Consider the following 19,057-nt stretch of genomic DNA (forward strand, 5'->3'; position numbering starts at 1 on the left):
CTCCTCCAGATCGGAAACTAGAATCGGAACGATGACCCCGCTCCGACGATACGGAACGCCCGCCCCGGTTAGCAACACCCATGGCTGAGCGAGTGCTGCGCGCCGACGCCCGCCGCAACCGCGAGCGCGTGCTCGAGGCCGCCCGGCGCGCGTTCGCCGAGCAGGGCTACGCGGTGCCGCTCGACGAGATCGCAGCGGCGGCGGGCGTCGGCCCCGGCACCGTCTACCGGCACTTCCCCACGAAGGAGGCGCTGTTCGAGGCCGTCTCGGTGGCCAACGTCCAGGACCTCGCGGCCGACGCGCGCTCCCGCGCCGAGGCTGCCGATCCGGGACTCGCCCTCGACGGCTTCCTGGACCGGGTGGCCGAGCAGGCGCTGGCCAAGCGCGATCTTCCCGACGCGTTCGCCGGAGCGGGCGCGGACGCCATGGCCGCGGCCCGGGACGAGATGCGCGACGCGCTGGCCGCCCTCCTCGGCAAGGCGCAGGAGGCAGGCGCTGCCCGCCGAGACGTGTCCGTCACCGACCTGATCGCGCTGCTCAAGGGCCTGCTGTACGCCGTGCGCACCGACCCGGACCCGGACATCCGGCACCGGCTGCTCGCCGTGGTGCGCGACGGGCTCCGACCGAAGGAGGGATGAGGATCAACCTTTCGACCGATCCGGTGACGCGGCGAGCGGCCTAACGTGATCAGCGTGCGGGCCGGGCTGGGGGGCCCGGGACGGGGAGTCCCGCACCGCGCGGCCGGCCCCTGCCGTTCGACGGCGGCAGCGGGCCGGTCAGCACGCCGTCTCGCCGCGCACGCGGCACCCAGGGCTCACCGTGCGGCTGTCGGCGATCACGGACAGGTGGTGGTCGTCGGTCGATCTCCCGTCGATCTCCGAGAGCAGCCATCAGCCCTTGGCCATCGAGAGGGTGGCCGGCGGCGCAACTACCGGCGAGCCAGCTCGGCCAGCATCAGCGCCTCGGCCAGCACGGCCCGGCCGAACATCGCGAGGTCGAGGCTCTCGTCGATGCCGTGCCAGCGGCTCGCCGGGTCGCCGACGCCGGTCACCAGCACCGCCGCACCCGGGAACTGACGAGCGAACTCCGCGATGAAGGGGATCGACCCGCCGATCCCGGTCTCGACCACCGGGTTGCCGTAGGCCTCCGCGAAGGCGCGCCGGGCCGCGTCGTAGGCGGTGCCGGACGCCTCGATCGTGAACGGCTCGGCGATCCCCGGCTCGAGCCGGACCACCACCTGGGCACCCCACGGCACGTTGGCCTCGAGGTGGTCGGCGAGGGCCCGCTGCGCCTTGGCGGCATCGTCGCCGGGCGCGAGCCGCATGCCCACGCGGGCCCTGGCCCTCGGCAGCAGCACGTTCGACGCCTCCGCCACCCGCGGGGCGTCGATCCCCAGCACGGCGACCGCGGGCTTCGCCCACGCGCGCGTCGGGATGCTGCCGCTGCCGATCAGCTCCACACCGTCGAGCAGGCCGACGTCGGCGCGGAAGACGGACTCGTCGACGTCGGGGGCCTCGGAGGTGCCGTGCACGAGCCCGGGCACGGCGACCTCGCCGTTGGCGTCGTGCAGGGTGGCGAGCGCGCGGCACAGCGCGGTGAGGGCGTCGCCGACCGGGCCGCCGTACACCCCGGAGTGCGCAGGCCGCTCCAGCATCGCGACCTCGACCGTGACGTCGACGAGCCCGCGCAGGCTCGTGGTGAGCGCCGGCACGTCGACCGCGGGGTTGGCCGCGTCGGCGATCACGATGACGTCGCAGTTCAACAGATCCCGGTGGGTCTGCAGCAGTGCGGGGAGCGTGGGCGAGCCGGACTCCTCCTCACCCTCGACGAACAGGGTGACGCCCACCGGCGGGCGGCCGCCGTAGGCGCGCAGCACCGCGAGGTGGGTCATCACGCCGGCCTTGTCGTCGGCCGCGCCGCGGCCGTAGAGCCTGCCGTCGCGCTCGACCGGCTCGAACGGCGGGCTGGACCAGAACTCGTCGCCGCCGGTGGGCTGCACGTCGTGGTGGGCGTAGAGCAGCACCGTGGGGGTGCCGGCCGGTCCGGGGAAGTGCGCGACCACGGCCGGTGCGCCGCCGTCGGCCGCGATGATCGTGACCTCGGCAGCGCCCGCGTCGCGCGCCAGGTCGGCGACGGCCTCGGCGCTGCGGCGGGTGTCCTCGGCACGGGCCGGATCGGCCCAGATGCTGGGGATGCGGACCAGGTTCTCGAGGTCGGCACGGGCGCCGGGGAGAACGGCAGCCACGGAGGCAGCCACGGACTGCTCAGACATGTGCCCGGATACTAGTGTCGGGAAAGGCCGTAGGTTGGTGACCATGTCCCGGTTCCTCGCGATGTTGCTCGACTCCGCCGCGCGCTCGCCCCGTGGCATGACCACCGGTGAGCCGAAGGAGCCGGTCCGGCACACCTGGCCCGAGGTGCACGCCACGGCCCGCCGGATGGCGGCAGCGCTGCGCTCCGGCACCGACGGGGTCCCGCGGCTCGAGCACGGCGCGGCGGTCGGGGTGCTCGCGGGCGAGCCGGTGTCGATCGCTCCCGCCGCGCAGGCGGTGTGGCTGTGCGGGGGCAGCGTCACGATGCTGCACCAGCCGACCGCACGCACCGACCTCGCGACGTGGGCCGAGGACACGATGTCGGTGCTGCGGATGATCGACGCGCGGCTCGTGCTGCTCGGCGCCCCGTTCGACGCGCTCGCTCCGGTGCTCACCGAGCGGGGCATCCCGTTCCGCACGCTCGACGGCCTGGCGGGCGCTGCGGCCGAGGTGGACCCGGACGCCGCCGTCGCCGCCGAGGACGACACGGCGCTCCTGCAGCTCACGAGCGGGTCCACGGCCGAGCCCAAGGCCGTGCGGATCACGCACCGCAACCTCCACGCGAACATCGGCGGGATGGTCGTTGCGTCGAAGCTGGACGTCGAGCGGGACGTGATGGTGTCCTGGCTGCCGCTCTTCCACGACATGGGGATGGTCGGGTTCCTCACCGTCCCGATGACCACTGGGCTCGAGCTCGTGACGGTCACGCCGACCGACTTCCTCGGCAGGCCGCTGCTCTGGGCGGAGCTCATCTCGAAGTACGGCGGCACCGTCACGGCGGCGCCGAACTTCGCCTACGCCGTGCTGGGCCGCCAGCTCGCACGCGCGGAGGAGGGCTCGCTCGACCTCTCGACGCTGCGCATCGCGCTCAACGGGGCCGAGCCGATCGACCCGGACGCGGTCGAGGCGTTCACCAGCGCGGGCGCGAAGTTCGGGCTGCGGCCGGAGTCGGTGCTCGCGGCGTACGGGATGGCGGAGACCGCGCTCGGGGTGTCGTTCGCACCGGTCGAGACGGGCCTGCAGGTCGACACGGTCGACGCGGACCAGCTGGAGTCGCACCGGCGCGCGGTGCCCGCAGGGGATGCGCCCGCCCGTCGGTTCCCGCGGCTCGGCCCGCCGCTGCCGGGCATCGAGGCCCGCGTCGCCGGCGACGACGGCCGGGTGCTCCGGGAACGGGAGGTGGGCGTGCTGCAGCTGCGCGGCGACTCGGTGACCCCCGGATACCTCACCGTCGACGGCCCGATCGCCACCCAGGACGCCGACGGCTGGCTGGACACCGGCGACGAGGGCTACCTCGTCGGCGGGGAGGTCGTCGTCTGCGGCCGGCGCAAGGACGTGATCATCATGGGTGGCCGCAACATCTATCCCACCGACATCGAGCGGGCCGCGGCCACCGCCGCCGACGTGCGGGCCGGCAACACCGTCGCCGTCCGCGTGCTCGCGGGCGCCGAGGGCGGGCGGCACCGCGAGTCCTTCGCCGTGGCCGTGGAGTCGCGCAAGGCGGGCGACCACGAGGCCGAGCAGCTGATCCGCAAGGACGTGACCGGCCGCGTGGTGTCCGCGGTGGGTGTGCGGCCAGCCGAGGTCGTCGTGCTCGCACCGGGGACGCTCCCCAAGACGCCGTCCGGGAAGCTGCGGCGCGCGGCCACCGCGGACCTGCTGCGCTCCCGCGCGGGCTGATCAGCCGGACAGCGCGTGGAACCGGTTCTGCGCCGGCTCCAGGCCGTCGGAGAGCAGCGCCTCCGCGGCGTCGGCCGCGAGGTCGACCGCGAACTCCAGCTCCTTGCGTTCCGTGCCGGAGAAGCGCTTGAGCACGAAGTCGGCGGGGTCCTGCCGGCCCGGCGGGCGGCCGATGCCGAACCGGACGCGCAGGTAGTCCTTCGTGCCGAGTGACGCGCTGATCGAGCGCAGGCCGTTGTGGCCGCCCTCGCCGCCGCCACGCTTCAGCCGGACCACGCCGAAGCCGAGGTCCAGGTCGTCGTGGATCACGACGAGGTCCTCGACCGGCACCGAGAAGTAGCGGACGAGCCCGGCGACGGGCCCGCCCGACACGTTCATGTACGTGCGCGGTTTCGCGAACACCACCCGCCGTCCGGCGAGCCTGCCCTCGAGCACGTCCGCGTTGCTGCGGTGCTTGGAGAACCGGCCGCCGCCCGCCCGCGCGGCGAGCAGCTCGACCACGCCGAACCCGACGTTGTGCCGGGTGTCGGCGTAGTCCGGGCCGGGGTTGCCGAGCCCGACGACCAGAGCGGGGCCCGGCGGCATCTCAGCTCTCCGAGCCGGTGGGCTCCCCGGCACCCTCGGCGGCGGCCGAGGGCGGCTCCTCGACGACGCCTGCGGCCTCGAGGTCGACCTCGCCCTCGAGCTGCGCCTCGGTGGGCGACGGCACGACGTGGACGACGAGCAGCTCCGGGTCGGCCTTCAGCTCGGTGCCCGCGGGGAGCTGCACGTCGGAGGCGTGGATCTGGGAGCCGACCTCCAGGCCCTCCACGGAGACCTCGATCTGCTCGGGGATGCTCGAGACGTCGGCCTCCACCTCGAGCGTGTTGAGCTCCTGGGTGACCATGGTGCCGGGAGCGGCGTCGCCGGTGACGACGAGCTGGACCTCGACGCCCACCTTCTCACCGCGGCGGATCACCAGCAGGTCGACGTGCTCGATGTACGGGCGGATCGGGTGCGTGACCACCGTCTTGGTGAGGGCGAGCTGCGTCTCGCCCGCGATGTTCAGCGTCAGCACGGCGTTGCGCCCCTGGTCGCGGATCACCCGGGCGAACTCGAGCTGCGGGAGCGAGAGGTGCTGGGGGTCGGTGCCGTGCCCGTAGAGCACGGCGGGGATCTTTCCGGCGCGACGGGTGCGGCGGGCGGCGCCCTTGCCGAACTCCGTGCGGGTCTCGGCGTCGATACGGGCCTCGGCCACGGTGGTCTCCTCGATCGGTACTGCTGCGGTGGACGCGCGCGACGAGGCAGACCGGTCGGGCCGGAACTGCGTCGATCACGGCGGGCCAGCGTGCACCCACCCTCGCCGCGGAACGGTCATCAACGATACGCGATCGCCCGTCGGCCTTCGCGTCCCGGGGTACCGGCGCGGGCCGGCCGCTGACACATGAACTTCGGCGCTCGCACACCAACTGCAGTCGGTGTGCGAGCGCGCGTGTTGGTGTGTGAGCGGGAGGCTCGCCTCGTCAGGCGTTGCCGTCGAACAGGCTCGTGACCGAGCCGTCGTCGAAGACCTCGTGGATGGCGCGGGCGAGTAGCGGGGCGATCGACAGGACGGTCATCGTCGGGAAGCGCTTCTCGTCCGGGATGGGCAGGGTGTCGGTGAAGATCACCTCGCGGGCCCCGCACGCGGCCAGGCGGTCCGGGGCCGGGCCGGAGAGCACGCCGTGCGTGGCGGCCACGACGACGTCCTTCGCGCCGGCCGTCAGGAGCACCTCGGCCGTCTTCGCCACCGTGCCACCGGTGTCGATCATGTCGTCGATCACGACGCAGAGCCTGCCCTCGACGTCGCCCACGACGCGGTTGGCGACGGCCTCGTTCGGCCGGCGCGGGTCCCGGGTCTTGTGGATGAACGCCAGCGGCGTGCCGCCCAGCGTCTCGGCCCACCGCTCGGCCAGCCGGACGCGGCCGGAGTCGGGGGAGACGACGGCGAGCAGCTCGTCGGCGTAGGTGCGCTTGATGTGCTCGGCGAGCACGGGCAGCGCGAAGAGGTGGTCGACCGGGCCGTCGAAGAAGCCCTGGATCTGCGCGGTGTGCAGGTCGACGGTCATGATCCGGTCGGCGCCCGCGACCTCGAACATGTCGGCGATCAGCCGCGCCGAGATCGGCTCGCGGCCGCGGTGCTTCTTGTCCTGGCGGGCGTAGCCCCAGAACGGCATCACGACCGTGATCCGCTTGGCCGACGCCCGTTTCAGCGCATCGACCATGATCAGCTGTTCCATGATCTGGTCGTTGATCGGCGCGGAGTGGGACTGGAGCACGAAGGCGTCGCAGCCGCGCACCGACTCCTCGAACCGGACGAAGATCTCCCCGTTGGCGAACGAGTACGCCGACTGGGGCGTGATCGTCACGTCGAGGTGCTTCGCCACCTGCTCGGCCAGCTCAGGGTGGGCCCGCCCGGAGAAGAGCATGAGGTTCTTCTTGGGCGTCGCCGACATCGCGCTCACCGTGCTGTGCCTCCGTGGACGTCGATGGCCGGGTCGGCCGCGCGGGCGGCGGCCTCGGCGGCCGGGGTGCCGGGCCGCTTGCGGGCGACCCACCCCTCGATGGTGCGCTGTGACCCGGCCGACACGGCCAGCGCCCCCGGTGGGATGTCCTCGCGCACGACGGTGCCGGCCCCGGTGTAGGCGCCGTCGCCGATCTGCACGGGTGCGACGAACGTGTTGTCCGACCCCGTCTTCACGTGCGAACCGACCACCGTGCGCTGTTTGCGTACCCCGTCGTAGTTCACGAACACCGAGGACGCCCCGATGTTGCTGTGCTCGCCGATCGTGGCGTCGCCCACGTAGGTGAGGTGCGGCACCTTGGTGCCCGGCCCGATGTCGGAGTTCTTCACCTCGACGAAGGTGCCGATCTTGCCGCGCTCGCCGAGCCGCGCGCCGGGACGCAGGTAGGCGAACGGACCGACGGACGCGCCCGGCCCGATCTCCGCGTCGCCGCCGTGGGTGCGCACGACCACGGCGCCCGCGCCGACCGCGCAGTCGGTGAGCGTGGTGTCCGGCCCGATCTCGGCGCCGCCCGCCACCGACGTGGCCCCGTGCAGCTGGGTGCCGGGGTGCAGCACGACGTCCGGCTCGAGCCGCACCTGCACGTCCACCCAGGTCGTCGCCGGGTCGACGACCGTGACGCCGGCGCGCATCCAGCGCTCGAGCAGCCGCCGGTTGAGCTCGGCGCGCAGCGTGGCCAGCTGCACGCGGTCGTTGACGCCCTGCACCTGCCAGGCGTCGCGGCAGCGCACGCCGTGCACGTCGACGCCGTCGTCGTGGGCGATCTTGACGAGGTCGGTGAGGTACAGCTCGCCCTGGCTGTTGGTGTCGCGCAGCCGGTCGATCGCGGACAGCAGGAACGCGGCGTCGAAGGCGTAGACCCCGGAGTTGATCTCACGGATGGCCCGCTGCTCCGGGGTGGCGTCGGCCTCCTCCACGATCCTGGTCACGGTGCCGTCGGACTCGCGCAGCACCCGCCCGTACCCGGCGGGGTCGTCGACGTCGCTGGTGAGCAGGGTGAGCGGCACGCCCGTCTCGGAGTGGTGGGCCACCAGCGCGGCGATCGTGGCCGGCTCGAGCAGTGGTACGTCGCCGTAGGTGACGACGACCGGCCCCGTGACCTCGTTCGGCAGCGCGTCCAGCGCGCAGCGGACCGCGTGGCCGGTGCCGCGGCGCTCGCGCTGCTCCGCGGCGAGCACCGGCCGGGCGAGCTCGCCCTCCATGCCGGTGATCGCCTCCCGGACCTGCTCGGCCGCGGCCCCGACGACCACGACGAGGTGCTCCGGCTCGAGCGCGGCCACCGCGTGCACCGCGTGGCCGAGCAGGCTGCGGCCTGCTATGGGATGGAGGACCTTCGGGACGGCGGACCGCATCCGGGTGCCCTCACCCGCCGCCAGCACGATGGCCGCGGCGGGCCGGGACGGTGTGGCGTCGGACGATCCTCGCCCGTGCGGGTCGAGCATGGAGTCCACTCCTGGTTGTGGCCGGGACCGGCCCGACAGGGGGACGGCGATACCGCATCCGGCGCGGCTCGACGCGCCCGTGCCGGCGGTCGGGACCGGCCGATCGTACGGGTTCATCCGAGCGGGTGCCGCTGCCCGGTGAGGCCTCGTAACCGGGACGGATGTCGGTCGTTGTCCGAGCCGGACACTCTCCGTGCCGGGATCGTCACGGATCGGCACGGGTATCGACTCGGAAGGCTTCGATGGGCAAGCACAGCAGGGCAGCACGCCTGCGCGCGCGTTCGCTGTTGGCGGCAACCGTGCTGGTCGTTCTCGGCGGGTTCGGGGCTGCCGGCACCGCCGATGCGGACGATGGCCTCGTCGAAGGCACCCCCTGTACCGACGACGTGCGCGCGTGCGTCGACCTCGGCTCGAAGCGCGCGTGGCTCATCGACGACGGGGCGGTCGTGCGCGGCCCGATCCAGGTCGCCGTCGGCGGTCCCGGCCACGAGACGCCGAAGGGTGACTTCCGCGTGGAGTGGAAGGACACGAACCACCGCAGCGTCGAGTACGACGGTGCGCCGATGCCGTTCGCCGTCTTCTTCGCGGAGGGGGGCATCGCGTTCCACGAGGGCAGGCTCGACACCCCGTCGAAGGGGTGCGTCCGCCTCGGGCACGAGGACGCGATCGAGTTCTACGACTTCCTCGAAGTCGGCGACGCGGTCGAGGTCCACTAGCCCGCGGCCGGCCCGGCTCGGGCCGCCGGAACGACCACTCGGCGTAGATCGCCCACCGGTCGGCTCACCGGATGTGTCATCCGGGAATGCCGTGGCGAGTCAACAGTTGTCAGGGTGAGCGACGACGAGGAGGAGGCACCATGCCGACGCGTACCGCCCGGACGGCCTGGAACGGAGACCTGCAGAACGGGTCCGGCCAGGTCGAGCTCACCAGCAGCGGCGTCGGGACCTACGACGTCAGCTTCCCGAAGCGGGCCGCGGAGGACGCCGACGGCACGACCAGCCCGGAAGAGCTCATCGCCGCAGCACACTCGTCGTGCTACTCGATGGCGCTCTCGGCGGAGATCGCGCGTGCCGGGGGCACGCCGCAGTCGCTGGACGTCACCGCCGCCGTCACGCTGTCGCCGGACCCCGCGGGAGGGTTCCGGATCTCGGAGATCGCGCTCACCGTCCGCGCCGAGGCCGAGGGCCTCGACGCGGCCGGCTTCGAGACGGCGGCCCAGGCGGCGAAGGACGGGTGCCCGGTCAGCAAGGCGCTGACCGGAACCACGATCACGCTGGACGCCGCCCTGGAGTGAGCGGCGCCGGTGGATCTCGAGGGGCGAAGGAGTTGGACATGAGGTGCACGGGGAACGGGCGTCCGCCCGAGCCGCCGCCGCGTCCCGGCGGCCGCTGAACCCACCCACGACGAACGGCCCACCGGTCGGCTACTGGCCGACGGGTGGGCCGTTCGTCGCGTTCCGGGGGGCTCACGGAAGGGGTGTGGATCGACGCGGCGTGTCACCTCGTCGATCCCGGCCGGGTGCCGTTCACTGGGCGCGGGTACCCGATCGGGTTACACGACGCCTACTCGGACACGCTGCGGAGGTCTGCCCGTGGCAGGAACAGTCGGAACGATCCTGGCCGACGGGGGTCACGAGGGAGGTGGTGGAGGACTCTTCGCGCTGCTCATCATCCTGCTGGTGCTGTATCTGCTGTTCCGCAAGTGACGGTGTCGGCTCGCGGTCCGAGCTGCTGCTCCGCCGCCAGGATTCGAACCTGGACCATCGGAACCAAAATCCGAGGTGCTGCCGTTACACCACGGCGGACAGGCCTTCATCCTGGCACGGGCCGGGAACCGGTTCGCACCGTGCCGCGTTGGGTGGGGCAGGCGGCGACGTCTGCGCGCTTCGGGCGGTTCGCCGGGAGTTCGCGTTCGATGGCGGTGGACGACACGGCGATCCCCTAGCCTCAGCGCCCGAGACCGGTGTCGGACCAGCCCGAGGAGCCAGATGACCGTCACGGCCGAGGACCCGCTCGATGCCGGTCCCCACCCGGTGTTCGCCGGGCGGCGCACGGCGTTCCAGCACGCGCTGATCTACGTGTTCGTCGCGGGGCCGATGGTGGCGCTCGTCGCCGTCGTCCCGCTCGTGTGGGGCTGGGGGGTCGACTGGCACGACCTGCTGTTGCTCGCCGTGTTCTACGTGATCGCGGTGCTGGGCATCACGGTCGGGTTCCACCGGCACTTCACGCACAAGTCGTTCAAGGCGAAGCCGTGGCTGCGGGTCGCGATGGCGATCACCGGCTCGCTCGCCGTGCAGGGCAACGTCCTCAACTGGGTGGCCGACCACCGGCGCCACCACGCGTTCTCCGACCGCGAGGGCGACCCGCACTCGCCGTGGCTCCACGGCACGTCCCCGCTCGCGGTGGCGCGCGGCTTCCTGCACGCGCACATGACGTGGTTCTTCGACCGGAACGAGACCAACCACCGCCGCTTCATCCCCGACCTGCTCGCCGACCGCGCGATCGTGCGGGTCAGCCGGACGTTCGGGGTGTGGGTGGCGGTCAGCCTGCTGCTGCCCGCGGCGCTGGGGGCGTTGCTGTCCTGGTCTTGGGGGGGCGCGATCACCGGGTTCTTCTGGGGTGGGCTGGTGCGGCTCGCGGTCTCCAACCACGTGACGTGGTCGATCAACTCGATCTGCCACATGGTGGGGGAGCGCCCGTTCCGCTCCCGCGACCGCTCGCGCAACTTCTGGCCGCTCGCGATCCTGTCCATGGGCGAGTCGTGGCACAACCTGCACCACGCCGACCCGACGTGCGCCCGCCACGGGGTGCTGCGCGGCCAGATCGACATCTCCGCTCGGCTCATCTGGGTGTTCGAACGTCTCGGCTGGGCGTACGACGTGCGCTGGCCGACCACGCGCAGGCTGGCCCGCCTCACCGCGAGCTGACACCCGTGCCACGAGCCTGACCAGGCCGAACCCGGGCGGGCGTCGGTAGCGGCCCGCAACGGCCGGTGCCGGGCGTGTCGCCCCACCCGGGGCCGGGCACCGCGCGGAGCGTGGAACACTGACGGCCGTGCGCGTGGAGAGAGTGTGCAGCGACGCGACAAGCGGGGGTTCGACGCAGTGCTGACCGACAACGCTGCCCAGTCCGACGCGGAAACGCTCGGGCCGGGCGTCGACGGCCCGGCCCTGACCTGCCGGCTCTGCGGGTCCACGCAGCTGCGGAGCTTCCTCGACCTGGGAGCCACCCCGCCCTGTGAGCGGATCCTCACGGCGGAGGAGACCGAGGCACCCGAGGTCACCTACCCGCTGCACGTGCGGGTGTGCGGCCGGTGCCTGCTGGCCCAGCTCCCGCCGCTGATCACGCCCGAGGACACGTTCACCGAGTACGCCTACTTCTCGTCGTTCTCCACCTCGTGGGTGGAGCACGCCCGCCGGTTCGTCGACGACGCCGCGGCGCGGCTGGGGCTGGGGCCCGAGTCGTTCGTCGTCGAGGTGGCGAGCAACGACGGCTACCTGCTGCAGCACGTCGTCGAGCGGGGCATCCGCTGCCTGGGCGTTGAGCCGTCGGTCAACGTCGGCGAGGCCGCGCGGGAGAAGGGCGTGCCCACGCTCACCGCGTTCCTCACCCCGGAGACCGGCGAGCGGGTGCGCGCCGAGCACGGGCCGGCCGACCTGGTGTGCCTCAACAACGTCTACGCCCACATCCCGGACGTCATCGGGTTCACCCGCGGGCTGCGGTCGATGGTGGCCGACGGCGGGTGGGTGTCGATCGAGGTGCAGCACCTGCTCACGCTCGTGGAGCGCACCCAGTTCGACACGATCTACCACGAGCACTTCCAGTACTACACGCTGCTCACCGGCCAGCGCGCCCTCGCCAGCGGCGGCCTCGCGCTCGTCGACGTCGAGCTGCTCGACACCCACGGCGGGTCGATCCGGATGTGGGCGCGGCCCACCGAGGCGGCAGGTGAGCCGTCGGAGCGGGTGCGCCAGGTGCTCGCCGCCGAGGAGGCCGCCGGGTTGCACACCGCGGAGGGCCACGACGGGTTCGCCGAGGCCGTCTCGCGGGTGCGCGACGACCTCGTCGCCTTCCTCGTGGACGCGCGGCGGGCCGGGAAGACGGTCGTCGGCTACGGCGCCCCCGGCAAGGGGAACACCCTGCTGAACTACTGCGGGATCCGGCCGGACCTGCTCGCCTACACGGTCGACCGCAACCCCTACAAGCACGGCAAGTTCACCCCCGGCATGCGCATCCCCGTGCTGGAGCCGGAGCGGATCGCCGCCGACCGGCCGGACTACGTGCTCGTCCTGCCGTGGAACCTGCGTGACGAGCTCGTCGAGCAGCTGTCGTACGTGCGCGAGTGGGGCGGCAAGCTCGTGTTCCCGATCCCCGAGCTCGAGGTGGTCTCGTGAAGGTCGTGCTGTTCTGCGGTGGGTACGGCATGCGGATGCGCGACGGCGTCTCCGACCTGCCCAAACCCATGCACCCGGTGGGCCCGCGGCCGCTGATCTGGCACGTGATGCGCTACTACGCCCACTTCGGGCACACCGACTTCGTGCTGTGCCTCGGGTACGGGGCGCACCACATCAAGGACTTCTTCCTGACCTACTCCGAGACGGCGTCCAACGACTTCGTGCTCCGCGGCGGGGACGTGCACCTGCTCGGCAGCGACATCTCGGACTGGACGATCACGTTCGTCCACACCGGCCTCGACTCCCCGATCGGGGAGCGGCTGCGCCGGGTGCGCCGGCACGTGGCGGGCGAGGAGATGTTCCTGGCCAACTACGCCGACGTGCTCACGGACCTGCCGCTGAACTCCATGGTGGACAGGTTCCGCCGCTCGGACGCGGTGGGCGCGCTGCTCGCGGTTCCGCCGCAGTCGGCGTTCCACTGCGTGGACGTCGGCGACGACGACCGGGTCGCGGGGATCACCACCCTGCAGGAGATGCCGCTGTGGGAGAACGGCGGCTACTTCGTGCTGCGCCCGGAGATCTTCGACTACCTGCCCCAGAACGGGGACCTGATCATGGACGCGTGCCGGCCGCTGGCGGAGGAGGGCCGCTTGCTGGCCTACCGGCACCGCGGGTTCTGGCAGCCTGCCGACACCGTGAAGGAGCGGCACGCGCTCGAGGCGTCGTACACGGCGGGCAACCGGCCGTGGATGCTCTGGGAGCGGGGCGCCGACAACGCGGTGGACGCCGGCGACGACCCGGACCTCGTCACCCCGGAGCACGACCCCCTGCAGGCCGCCATCGCGGCCATGCGCGGCTCCCTCGTCGAGCGCTGACCGAGGTCCGCCCGTGCTGAGCCTCCTGCCCGAACGCCTCGACCGGATGCTGCTGCTGGGCGCCCACTGCGACGACATCGTGATCGGCGCAGGCGGCGCGCTGCTGGAGCTGTGCCGCGCCCACCCGGGTGTCAGCGTCACGGCGCTCGTGCTCACCGGCGGGGGGTCGCTGCGCGAGGAGGAGGAGCGCGCGGCGCTGACCGCCTTCTGCCCGGGCGCGAACCTCGACGTCACGGTCCTCGACCTGCCGGACGGGCGCGTGCCCACCCGCTGGGAGCGGGCGAAGCTCTCGCTCGAGGAGCTGCGCACGCACGGCGAGCCGGACCTCGTGCTCGCCCCGTCGGCGCACGACGCCCACCAGGACCACCGCACGCTCGCCGAGCTCGTCCCGACGGTGTTCCGGGACCACCTCACGCTCGGCTACGAGATCCTCAAGTGGGACGGTGACCTGGCCCAGCCCTCCGTGTACCTCCCGCTCGCCGAGCCCGTGCTGCGCGAGAAGATCGCCAAGCTGCACGAGCACTACGGTTCCCAGCGCGACCGGGTCTGGTTCGACGCGGAGACGTTCGGCGGCCTGGCGCGGATCCGGGGCGTGCAGTGCCACGCCCGCTACGCCGAGGCGTTCCACGTTGCGAAGATGGTGCTCGGCGTGGCGCCGCTCCCGAGTGGCGACCCCATGGAAGGCATCCGGTAACGGGCCAGGGGAACGGCTCGACGGAAGAGACGACGACGACCGAAGGGAACGACCACTCGTGCGCATCCTGCTGACCGGCCACCAGGGCTACCTGGGCACCGTGATGGCCCCGATCCTCACCGCGGCAGGGCACGAGGTGACCGGCCTGGACAGCGGCCTGTTCGCCGACTGCGTCCTCGGCACCCTGGACGTCCCGGACGTCCACGGCCTGTCCACCGACCTGCGCGACGTCACCACCTCGCAGCTGCAGGGCTTCGACGCCGTGGTGCACATGGCGGCGCTGTCGAACGACCCGTTGGGCTCGCTGGCGCCGGAGATCACCTACGACATCAACCACCACGCCTCCACCCGCCTGGCCCGGCTGTCGAAGGAGGCAGGCGTCAAGCGGTTCGTCTACGCCTCCACCTGCTCCGTCTACGGCGCCCAGTCCGGCGACGAGCTCGTGGACGAGGACGCGCCGCTCAAGCCCGTCACCCCCTACGCGATCTCGAAGGTCCGCGTGGAGGACGACCTCGCCGAGCTGGCCGACAGCGACTTCGTGCCGGTCTCGATGCGCAACGCCACCGCGTTCGGCTTCTCGCCGCGGCTGCGCGCCGACATCGTGCTGAACAACCTCGTGGGGCACGCGATCCTGACGAACGTGGTCAAGGTGCTCTCGGACGGCACCCCGTGGCGCCCGCTCGCCCACGCCGAGGACATCGCAGGCGCCGTGGTCGCCGCGCTCGCCGCGCCCGCCGACGTGGTGCGCGCCCGCGCCTACAACGTGGGCACGGAGAAGAACAACCGCACCGTCGCCGAGATCGCCAAGGCCGTCGTGGACGCCGTCCCCGGCTCGGAGCTCCTGATCACCGGCGAGGCCGGCAACGACCCGCGCTCCTACCGCGTCGACTTCGCGCGCGCCCGCAAGGAGCTCGGCTTCGAGGCGCAGTGGTCCATCCCGGACGGCGCCGCGCAGCTGGCGAAGGAGTACAAGGAGCGCGGCCTCACCCAGGAGGCGTTCGACAAGAAGTTCACGCGCCTCGCCGTCCTGGCCGCCCGGCAGCAGAGGGGCGAGCTGGACGGGAAGATGCGCGTGGTCTCCTGACCCCTGGCTCATTTTTCGGGTGTCGCGTAGCAGCGGGGCGGTCACGAAGATGACCGTCCAGTCCTGGGCGTGAACGCGGTTCAGGCGGTCGCGGTCGCGGTTCAGCGCCCAGGACTCTCCGTCGCGCCAGTCGCCGTCGTACTCGACGGCCACCTGTGCTCGGGGAATGCGAGATCGACCCGCGCGATCCGCTCGCCGTCGCCGTCCTCGATCCAGTACTGGGGCACCGGGGCCAGGCCGTCCATGACCAGGAGCACCCGCATCCGCGAATCCGGTAGGGACTCGGCACGGTCGTCGGTCAGCTCGAGGGCCTGCCGGGCGGCGACGATCCCGTTGTCCGAGCGCGTCGCCAGCATCCGCTCGACGGCCGGACGCTCGACCTTGCCCGCCCGCAGCACGGCGTCCAGATCGGCAACGGCGTCGGGCAGCGGACGCCCGAGCAGCAGGTCCAGTGCCATCCGCATCGGGGTGGCGAGGCGCCCACCGGCCCACGGCTCCCGGTCATCCGGTTCGAGCTCGGTGCGCCGAACGCTCAGGCCCGCCCGGTACCCGAGGCGCATCTCGAGCGGTGCGACGACCTGAACCGGATCCTCCGGCCAGCTCAGGTGAACGCGACGAACAGTGGCCGTACTGCTCTCAGAACGCCCCGAGAACAGCAGCAAGGCTCCGACGTGCGGCAGGATTGAGCCCATGTGCCGCAACATTCGGACCCTGCACAACTTCGAGCCGCCCGCCACATCGGACGAAGTCCGGGCCGCGGCGGTGCAGTACGTGCGGAAGGTCAGCGGGGCGGCCAAGCCGTCGCAGGCCAACGAGGCTGCGTTCGCGCGGGCCGTCGACGCCGTCACCGAGGCGACCGAGCGGCTCCTCGGGGAGCTCGTCACCACGGCGCCGCCGAAGAACCGCGAGGTCGAGGCGGCGAAGGCGCGGGAGCGGGCGGCGCTGCGCTACGGGACGCGCTGACGCGGGCCCGCCACGCCGCGGCCACCACGAGCGCGGCGACGGCGGCACCGGCCGAAGCGAGCAACCCGTAGCCGCCGCCGCTCATCACCACGCCGGACGCCGCGCCGCCGCCGGCGGCGGCCATCCCCATCGCGACCTCGCCCCAGCCCTCCCGGCGCGGGCGTTCGGCGGCGGGAACACCCGCGGTGAGCAGGGTGCTGCCGGCCACCAGGCCGAGGTTCCACCCGACGCCGAGCAGCGCGAGCGCCAGGCCGAGCGCGAGGGGCGCGCCCGCGGCCGCGGCGGCGAGCAGCGCCGACGCCGCGAGCACCGCCCCGGCGAGCGCCGTGGTCGGCGCCGGGCCCCACCGGTCGGCGAGCCACCCCGACAGCGGCGACGGCGCGAACATCCCGGCGATGTGCAGGCTCACGACGAGCCCGATCGCCCCCAGCCCGACGCCGAGGTGGTGCAGGTGCACCGGCGCCATCGTCATCACCCCGACCATCACCAGGTTCGCGAGCGCCAGCACCGTGAGCCCGCGCGCGGGCGTGCCGCCCGGGGCCGTCGCGCCCGGGTCCGGCTCGCTCGCCGGTGGGCGCGCCGGCAGGCGCAGCAGCAGGCAGGCGGCCCCGGCGAAGCACACCGCGGCCACGACGTACGCGCCGGCCAGGCCGGGCAACGCGAACGCGCGGCCGAGCGCGTCCGCCGGTACCAGCAGGTTCGGTCCGGCCACCGCGCCCACGGTGGTTGCCGCGAGCACCGTGGCCATCGCCCTGGCCCGTGCCCCCTCCGGCGCCCCGTCCGCGGCCGCGTACCGGCCGAGCATCACGGCGGCCGTTCCCGCGCCGAGCAGGAGGGTGCCGGCCAGCAGCCCGAGCAGGTCTCCGGCCAGCACGACGACGGCGCTCCCTGCCGTCGCCACCCCCAGCCCCACGGCGAGGGCGCGCGAGCGCCCGAACCGGCGGCTGGCCGCCGACATCCCCAGCGCGGCCGCCGCCGACCCGACCACGAGCACGGCCTGCGGCAGCCCGGCCACGGCGTCCGAGCCGCCGAGGTCGCGGGCGAGGAGGGCCGCCGCCGCCCCGCCGAGGGACTGGGCGAGGCCGCCGAGCAGGCTCGCGATCCACAGCATCGTCACCAGGAGAACGGTAGGAAGGACGAGCGCCCCCGCGAAGGGACGCCGCGGGGGTCCGACCACCGTCCCGGTTCACGAACGCGAGGAGTTTCGCCGTGGACGCTTCACGATCGTTCGAGCTCGACGACGTCGACTGGCGGCTGCTCGACGCGCTGCAGGCCGATGCCCGCCAGTCGTACAACGCGCTGAGCAAGCGGGTGCACCTCTCGCCGCCGGCCGTCGCGGAGCGGGTGCGCAGGCTGGAGGCGGCGGGCGTGATCACCGGCTACCGGGCGACGGTCGATCCGGCCCGGGCCGGGCAGCCGCTGCTGGCGTTCATCCAGCTGCGCTGCTCGCTGGGGCACTGCCTGCTCAAGACGACCAAGGCCGAGACCTACCCGGAGGTCGTGGAGATCCACAAGCTGTCCGGCGAGCACTGCACGATGCTCAAGCTGCGGGCCGCGTCGCTGGCCCACCTCGAGGGTGTGATCGAGCGGATCGGCGAGCACGGCCAGATCAACACCTACGTCGTGCTCTCCACGGCGTACGAGGGGCGGCCGGTCACCGCGGTGGCCCCCGATCGCCCGGTGACGCGCTCGGAGGGCTGGAGCTGATGGCGGGCCACCGGGTCAGCAGAGCCACTTTCATGTCATGTGGCGTCAGCAAAGCACTTCGCTGACCTCGTGGGGGCGCTAGATCGGCGTCACCCGCAGCACCTGGTCGTCGTCGCCGTTCGACGTCGAGACGTACAGCGCCCCGTCCGGGCCGAGGCGTACCGCGCGCAGCCGGCCGAACGTGCCGTCGAGCGGCGCGGGCGTGCTGACGTCGGCAACGGCGCCGTTCGGGCCGATGGTCATCAGCACCAGCTTCTCGCCGCGGAGCGCCCCCACGGCCAGCGCGCCGTCCAGGTCGCCCCACTGGGGGCCGGACAGGAACGCGGCGCCGCTGATCGCCTCGACCGGGCTGCCCGAGCTCCACATGGCGGGCACGGCGTCGGGGAAGCGCTGGAGGTCGGTCATCGGCACGGACTCGTCGTAGCCGCCGACCCGGCCGCCCTGCGAGGGGTCCCAGCCGTAGTTGGCGCCCGGCTCGAGCCGGTTGACCTCGTCGTCCGTGCGGGGGCCGTGCTCGGCGGTGTAGATCTCGCCACTCCCGGGGCGCACGGCCACGCCCTGCACGTTGCGGTGCCCGTAGGTCCAGATCAGCCGCTGCGCGGGGTTCTGCGCGTCGGCGAACGGGTTGCCGGGGGCGGGCCCGCCGGTGTCGAGATCCACGTGCAGCACCTTGCCCCCGAGCGAGTTCAGGTCCTGCGCGACGGTGGCACGGGCGGTGTCGCCGGTGCCGACGAACAGCGACCCGTCCGGTGCGATCGTCGGGCGGCAGCCGGAGTGGCGGCCGGACGAGTTGATCGGCAGGCCGCCGACGAGCGGGTCAGCCACCCGCGTCGCCGAGGTGCCGTCCGCCGACAGCTCCCACGTGACGAGCCGCACGTCGGTGGCGGTGCCCTTCTCCATGTGGGTCTGGCAGGTGGTGAAACGCCGGGACTCCGCGAAGTCGGGGTGTACCACCATGCCCATCAGACCGCCCTCGCCTCGGACGTACACGTCGCTGAGGTCGGCGTTCACGTCCCGGTCGGTGGCGCCCGGCCCGATGCCCGACAGCAGGGCGATCCGCCCTCCCCGCTCGGTGACCAGCGCCTCGCCGTCGGGGAGGAACCCGATGTCCCAGACGTGGGACAGGCCGCTCGCCACGGCCTCGACCTGCAGTTCGGGTACCCCGGTGCGGGCGGGGGCGACGCCGGCGGGGGCGGTCGTCGTCGGCGCGGCGGCGCTCTCGGCGGGCGCGGGGCCCGGCGCCCCGCAGCCGGCTACGCCGACCGCCGCGACGACGCCCGCCACCAGCACCCGCAGCAACCCCTGCATGGGGCCATCCTGCCGAGGCGGGGGTGAACACGCCGTACGCGGGTCCGGTTGCCACT

General features: G+C 73.1%; 19 protein-coding genes and 1 tRNA gene. 11 read left to right on the forward strand and 9 right to left on the reverse strand.

Annotated elements, in window-relative coordinates; genetic code table 11:
- Positions 1-80: 80 nt before the first annotated feature.
- Positions 81-638: a TetR/AcrR family transcriptional regulator gene (locus ABEA81_RS36580; protein ID WP_345611699.1), complete on the forward strand. Its 558-nt coding sequence runs from the start codon at positions 81-83 to the stop codon at positions 636-638.
- A gap of 290 nt (positions 639-928) precedes the next feature.
- Here the strand turns inward: ABEA81_RS36580 and ABEA81_RS36585 are convergent, their stop codons facing one another.
- Positions 929-2,272, reverse strand: coding sequence for a dipeptidase (locus ABEA81_RS36585; protein ID WP_345611700.1), 1,344 nt, complete (start codon positions 2,270-2,272; stop codon positions 929-931).
- 43 nt (positions 2,273-2,315) lie between these two features.
- Here ABEA81_RS36585 and ABEA81_RS36590 point away from each other — a divergent pair, with 43 nt between their 5' ends.
- Complete coding sequence (locus ABEA81_RS36590) at positions 2,316-3,992, forward strand: fatty acyl-AMP ligase (protein ID WP_345611702.1); 1,677 nt, start codon at positions 2,316-2,318, stop codon at positions 3,990-3,992.
- Here ABEA81_RS36590 and pth read toward each other — a convergent pair whose 3' ends face one another.
- From pth to glmU, 4 genes are all read right to left on the reverse strand, one after another.
- On the reverse strand, positions 3,993-4,577 hold the full coding sequence (gene pth / locus ABEA81_RS36595) for an aminoacyl-tRNA hydrolase (RefSeq protein ID WP_345611704.1): 585 nt from the start codon (positions 4,575-4,577) through the stop codon (positions 3,993-3,995).
- 1 nt (position 4,578) lies between these two features.
- On the reverse strand, positions 4,579-5,229 hold the full coding sequence (locus ABEA81_RS36600; protein ID WP_345611705.1) for a 50S ribosomal protein L25/general stress protein Ctc: 651 nt from the start codon (positions 5,227-5,229) through the stop codon (positions 4,579-4,581).
- Positions 5,230-5,494: 265 nt separating this feature from the next.
- On the reverse strand, positions 5,495-6,466 hold the full coding sequence (locus tag ABEA81_RS36605; RefSeq protein WP_345611707.1) for a ribose-phosphate diphosphokinase: 972 nt from the start codon (positions 6,464-6,466) through the stop codon (positions 5,495-5,497).
- 5 nt (positions 6,467-6,471) lie between these two features.
- Entirely contained in the window at positions 6,472-7,977 is a 1,506-nt protein-coding gene (gene glmU, locus ABEA81_RS36610; protein WP_345611709.1) for a bifunctional UDP-N-acetylglucosamine diphosphorylase/glucosamine-1-phosphate N-acetyltransferase GlmU, read from the reverse strand.
- Between the two features lie 242 nt (positions 7,978-8,219).
- On the opposite strand from glmU, the gene ABEA81_RS36615 reads away from it, so the two are divergent.
- The gene (locus tag ABEA81_RS36615) at positions 8,220-8,693 is read left to right on the forward strand and encodes a L,D-transpeptidase (RefSeq protein WP_345611710.1); all 474 of its coding nucleotides are present in this window, start codon (positions 8,220-8,222) and stop codon (positions 8,691-8,693) included.
- Between the two features lie 140 nt (positions 8,694-8,833).
- The gene (locus tag ABEA81_RS36620) at positions 8,834-9,271 is read left to right on the forward strand and encodes an OsmC family peroxiredoxin (protein WP_345611712.1); all 438 of its coding nucleotides are present in this window, start codon (positions 8,834-8,836) and stop codon (positions 9,269-9,271) included.
- Positions 9,272-9,710: 439 nt separating this feature from the next.
- On the opposite strand, the gene ABEA81_RS36625 is transcribed toward ABEA81_RS36620, so the two are convergent.
- Positions 9,711-9,781 (reverse strand) — tRNA-Gln (locus ABEA81_RS36625).
- 183 nt (positions 9,782-9,964) lie between these two features.
- Here ABEA81_RS36625 and ABEA81_RS36630 point away from each other — a divergent pair.
- The 5 genes from ABEA81_RS36630 (at position 9,965) to ABEA81_RS36650 (ending at position 15,023) form a co-directional block, all read left to right on the forward strand.
- Positions 9,965-10,903 (forward strand): acyl-CoA desaturase, encoded by a 939-nt coding sequence (locus ABEA81_RS36630; RefSeq protein ID WP_345611713.1) that lies wholly within the window; start codon positions 9,965-9,967, stop codon positions 10,901-10,903.
- Positions 10,904-11,146: 243 nt separating this feature from the next.
- A complete protein-coding gene (locus ABEA81_RS36635) occupies positions 11,147-12,370 on the forward strand; it encodes a class I SAM-dependent methyltransferase (protein WP_345611778.1) in 1,224 nt (407 codons plus the stop codon).
- On the forward strand, positions 12,367-13,245 hold the full coding sequence (locus ABEA81_RS36640; protein WP_345611715.1) for a sugar phosphate nucleotidyltransferase: 879 nt from the start codon (positions 12,367-12,369) through the stop codon (positions 13,243-13,245). The genes ABEA81_RS36635 and ABEA81_RS36640 overlap by 4 nt, the downstream gene beginning before the upstream one ends.
- A gap of 13 nt (positions 13,246-13,258) precedes the next feature.
- Positions 13,259-13,939: a PIG-L deacetylase family protein gene (locus tag ABEA81_RS36645; RefSeq protein WP_345611717.1), complete on the forward strand. Its 681-nt coding sequence runs from the start codon at positions 13,259-13,261 to the stop codon at positions 13,937-13,939.
- Positions 13,940-13,997: 58 nt separating this feature from the next.
- Positions 13,998-15,023, forward strand: coding sequence for an NAD-dependent epimerase/dehydratase family protein (locus ABEA81_RS36650; protein WP_345611719.1), 1,026 nt, complete (start codon positions 13,998-14,000; stop codon positions 15,021-15,023).
- A 101-nt stretch (positions 15,024-15,124) separates the two neighbouring features.
- On the opposite strand, the gene ABEA81_RS36655 is transcribed toward ABEA81_RS36650, so the two are convergent.
- Entirely contained in the window at positions 15,125-15,583 is a 459-nt protein-coding gene (locus ABEA81_RS36655; RefSeq protein ID WP_345611721.1) for a hypothetical protein, read from the reverse strand.
- 130 nt (positions 15,584-15,713) lie between these two features.
- Here ABEA81_RS36655 and ABEA81_RS36660 point away from each other — a divergent pair, with 130 nt between their 5' ends.
- Entirely contained in the window at positions 15,714-15,986 is a 273-nt protein-coding gene (locus tag ABEA81_RS36660; RefSeq protein ID WP_345611723.1) for a DUF2277 domain-containing protein, read from the forward strand.
- On the opposite strand, the gene ABEA81_RS36665 is transcribed toward ABEA81_RS36660, so the two are convergent.
- Positions 15,904-17,097 carry an MFS transporter gene (locus ABEA81_RS36665; RefSeq protein WP_345611780.1) on the reverse strand — a complete coding sequence of 398 codons (1,194 nt, stop codon included), beginning with the start codon at positions 17,095-17,097 and terminating at the stop codon, positions 15,904-15,906. The two genes, ABEA81_RS36660 and ABEA81_RS36665, sit on opposite strands and share 83 nt — an antisense overlap.
- A gap of 98 nt (positions 17,098-17,195) precedes the next feature.
- On the opposite strand from ABEA81_RS36665, the gene ABEA81_RS36670 reads away from it, so the two are divergent.
- Entirely contained in the window at positions 17,196-17,693 is a 498-nt protein-coding gene (locus tag ABEA81_RS36670) for an Lrp/AsnC family transcriptional regulator (protein WP_345611725.1), read from the forward strand.
- Between the two features lie 78 nt (positions 17,694-17,771).
- Here the strand turns inward: ABEA81_RS36670 and ABEA81_RS36675 are convergent, their stop codons facing one another.
- The gene (locus ABEA81_RS36675) at positions 17,772-19,001 is read right to left on the reverse strand and encodes a PQQ-dependent sugar dehydrogenase (RefSeq protein ID WP_345611726.1); all 1,230 of its coding nucleotides are present in this window, start codon (positions 18,999-19,001) and stop codon (positions 17,772-17,774) included.
- Between the last annotated feature and the right edge of the window lie 56 nt (positions 19,002-19,057).

The sequence above is a fragment of the Pseudonocardia adelaidensis genome, assembly GCF_039543345.1.
Classification (GTDB): Bacteria; Actinomycetota; Actinomycetes; order Mycobacteriales; family Pseudonocardiaceae; genus Pseudonocardia; species Pseudonocardia adelaidensis.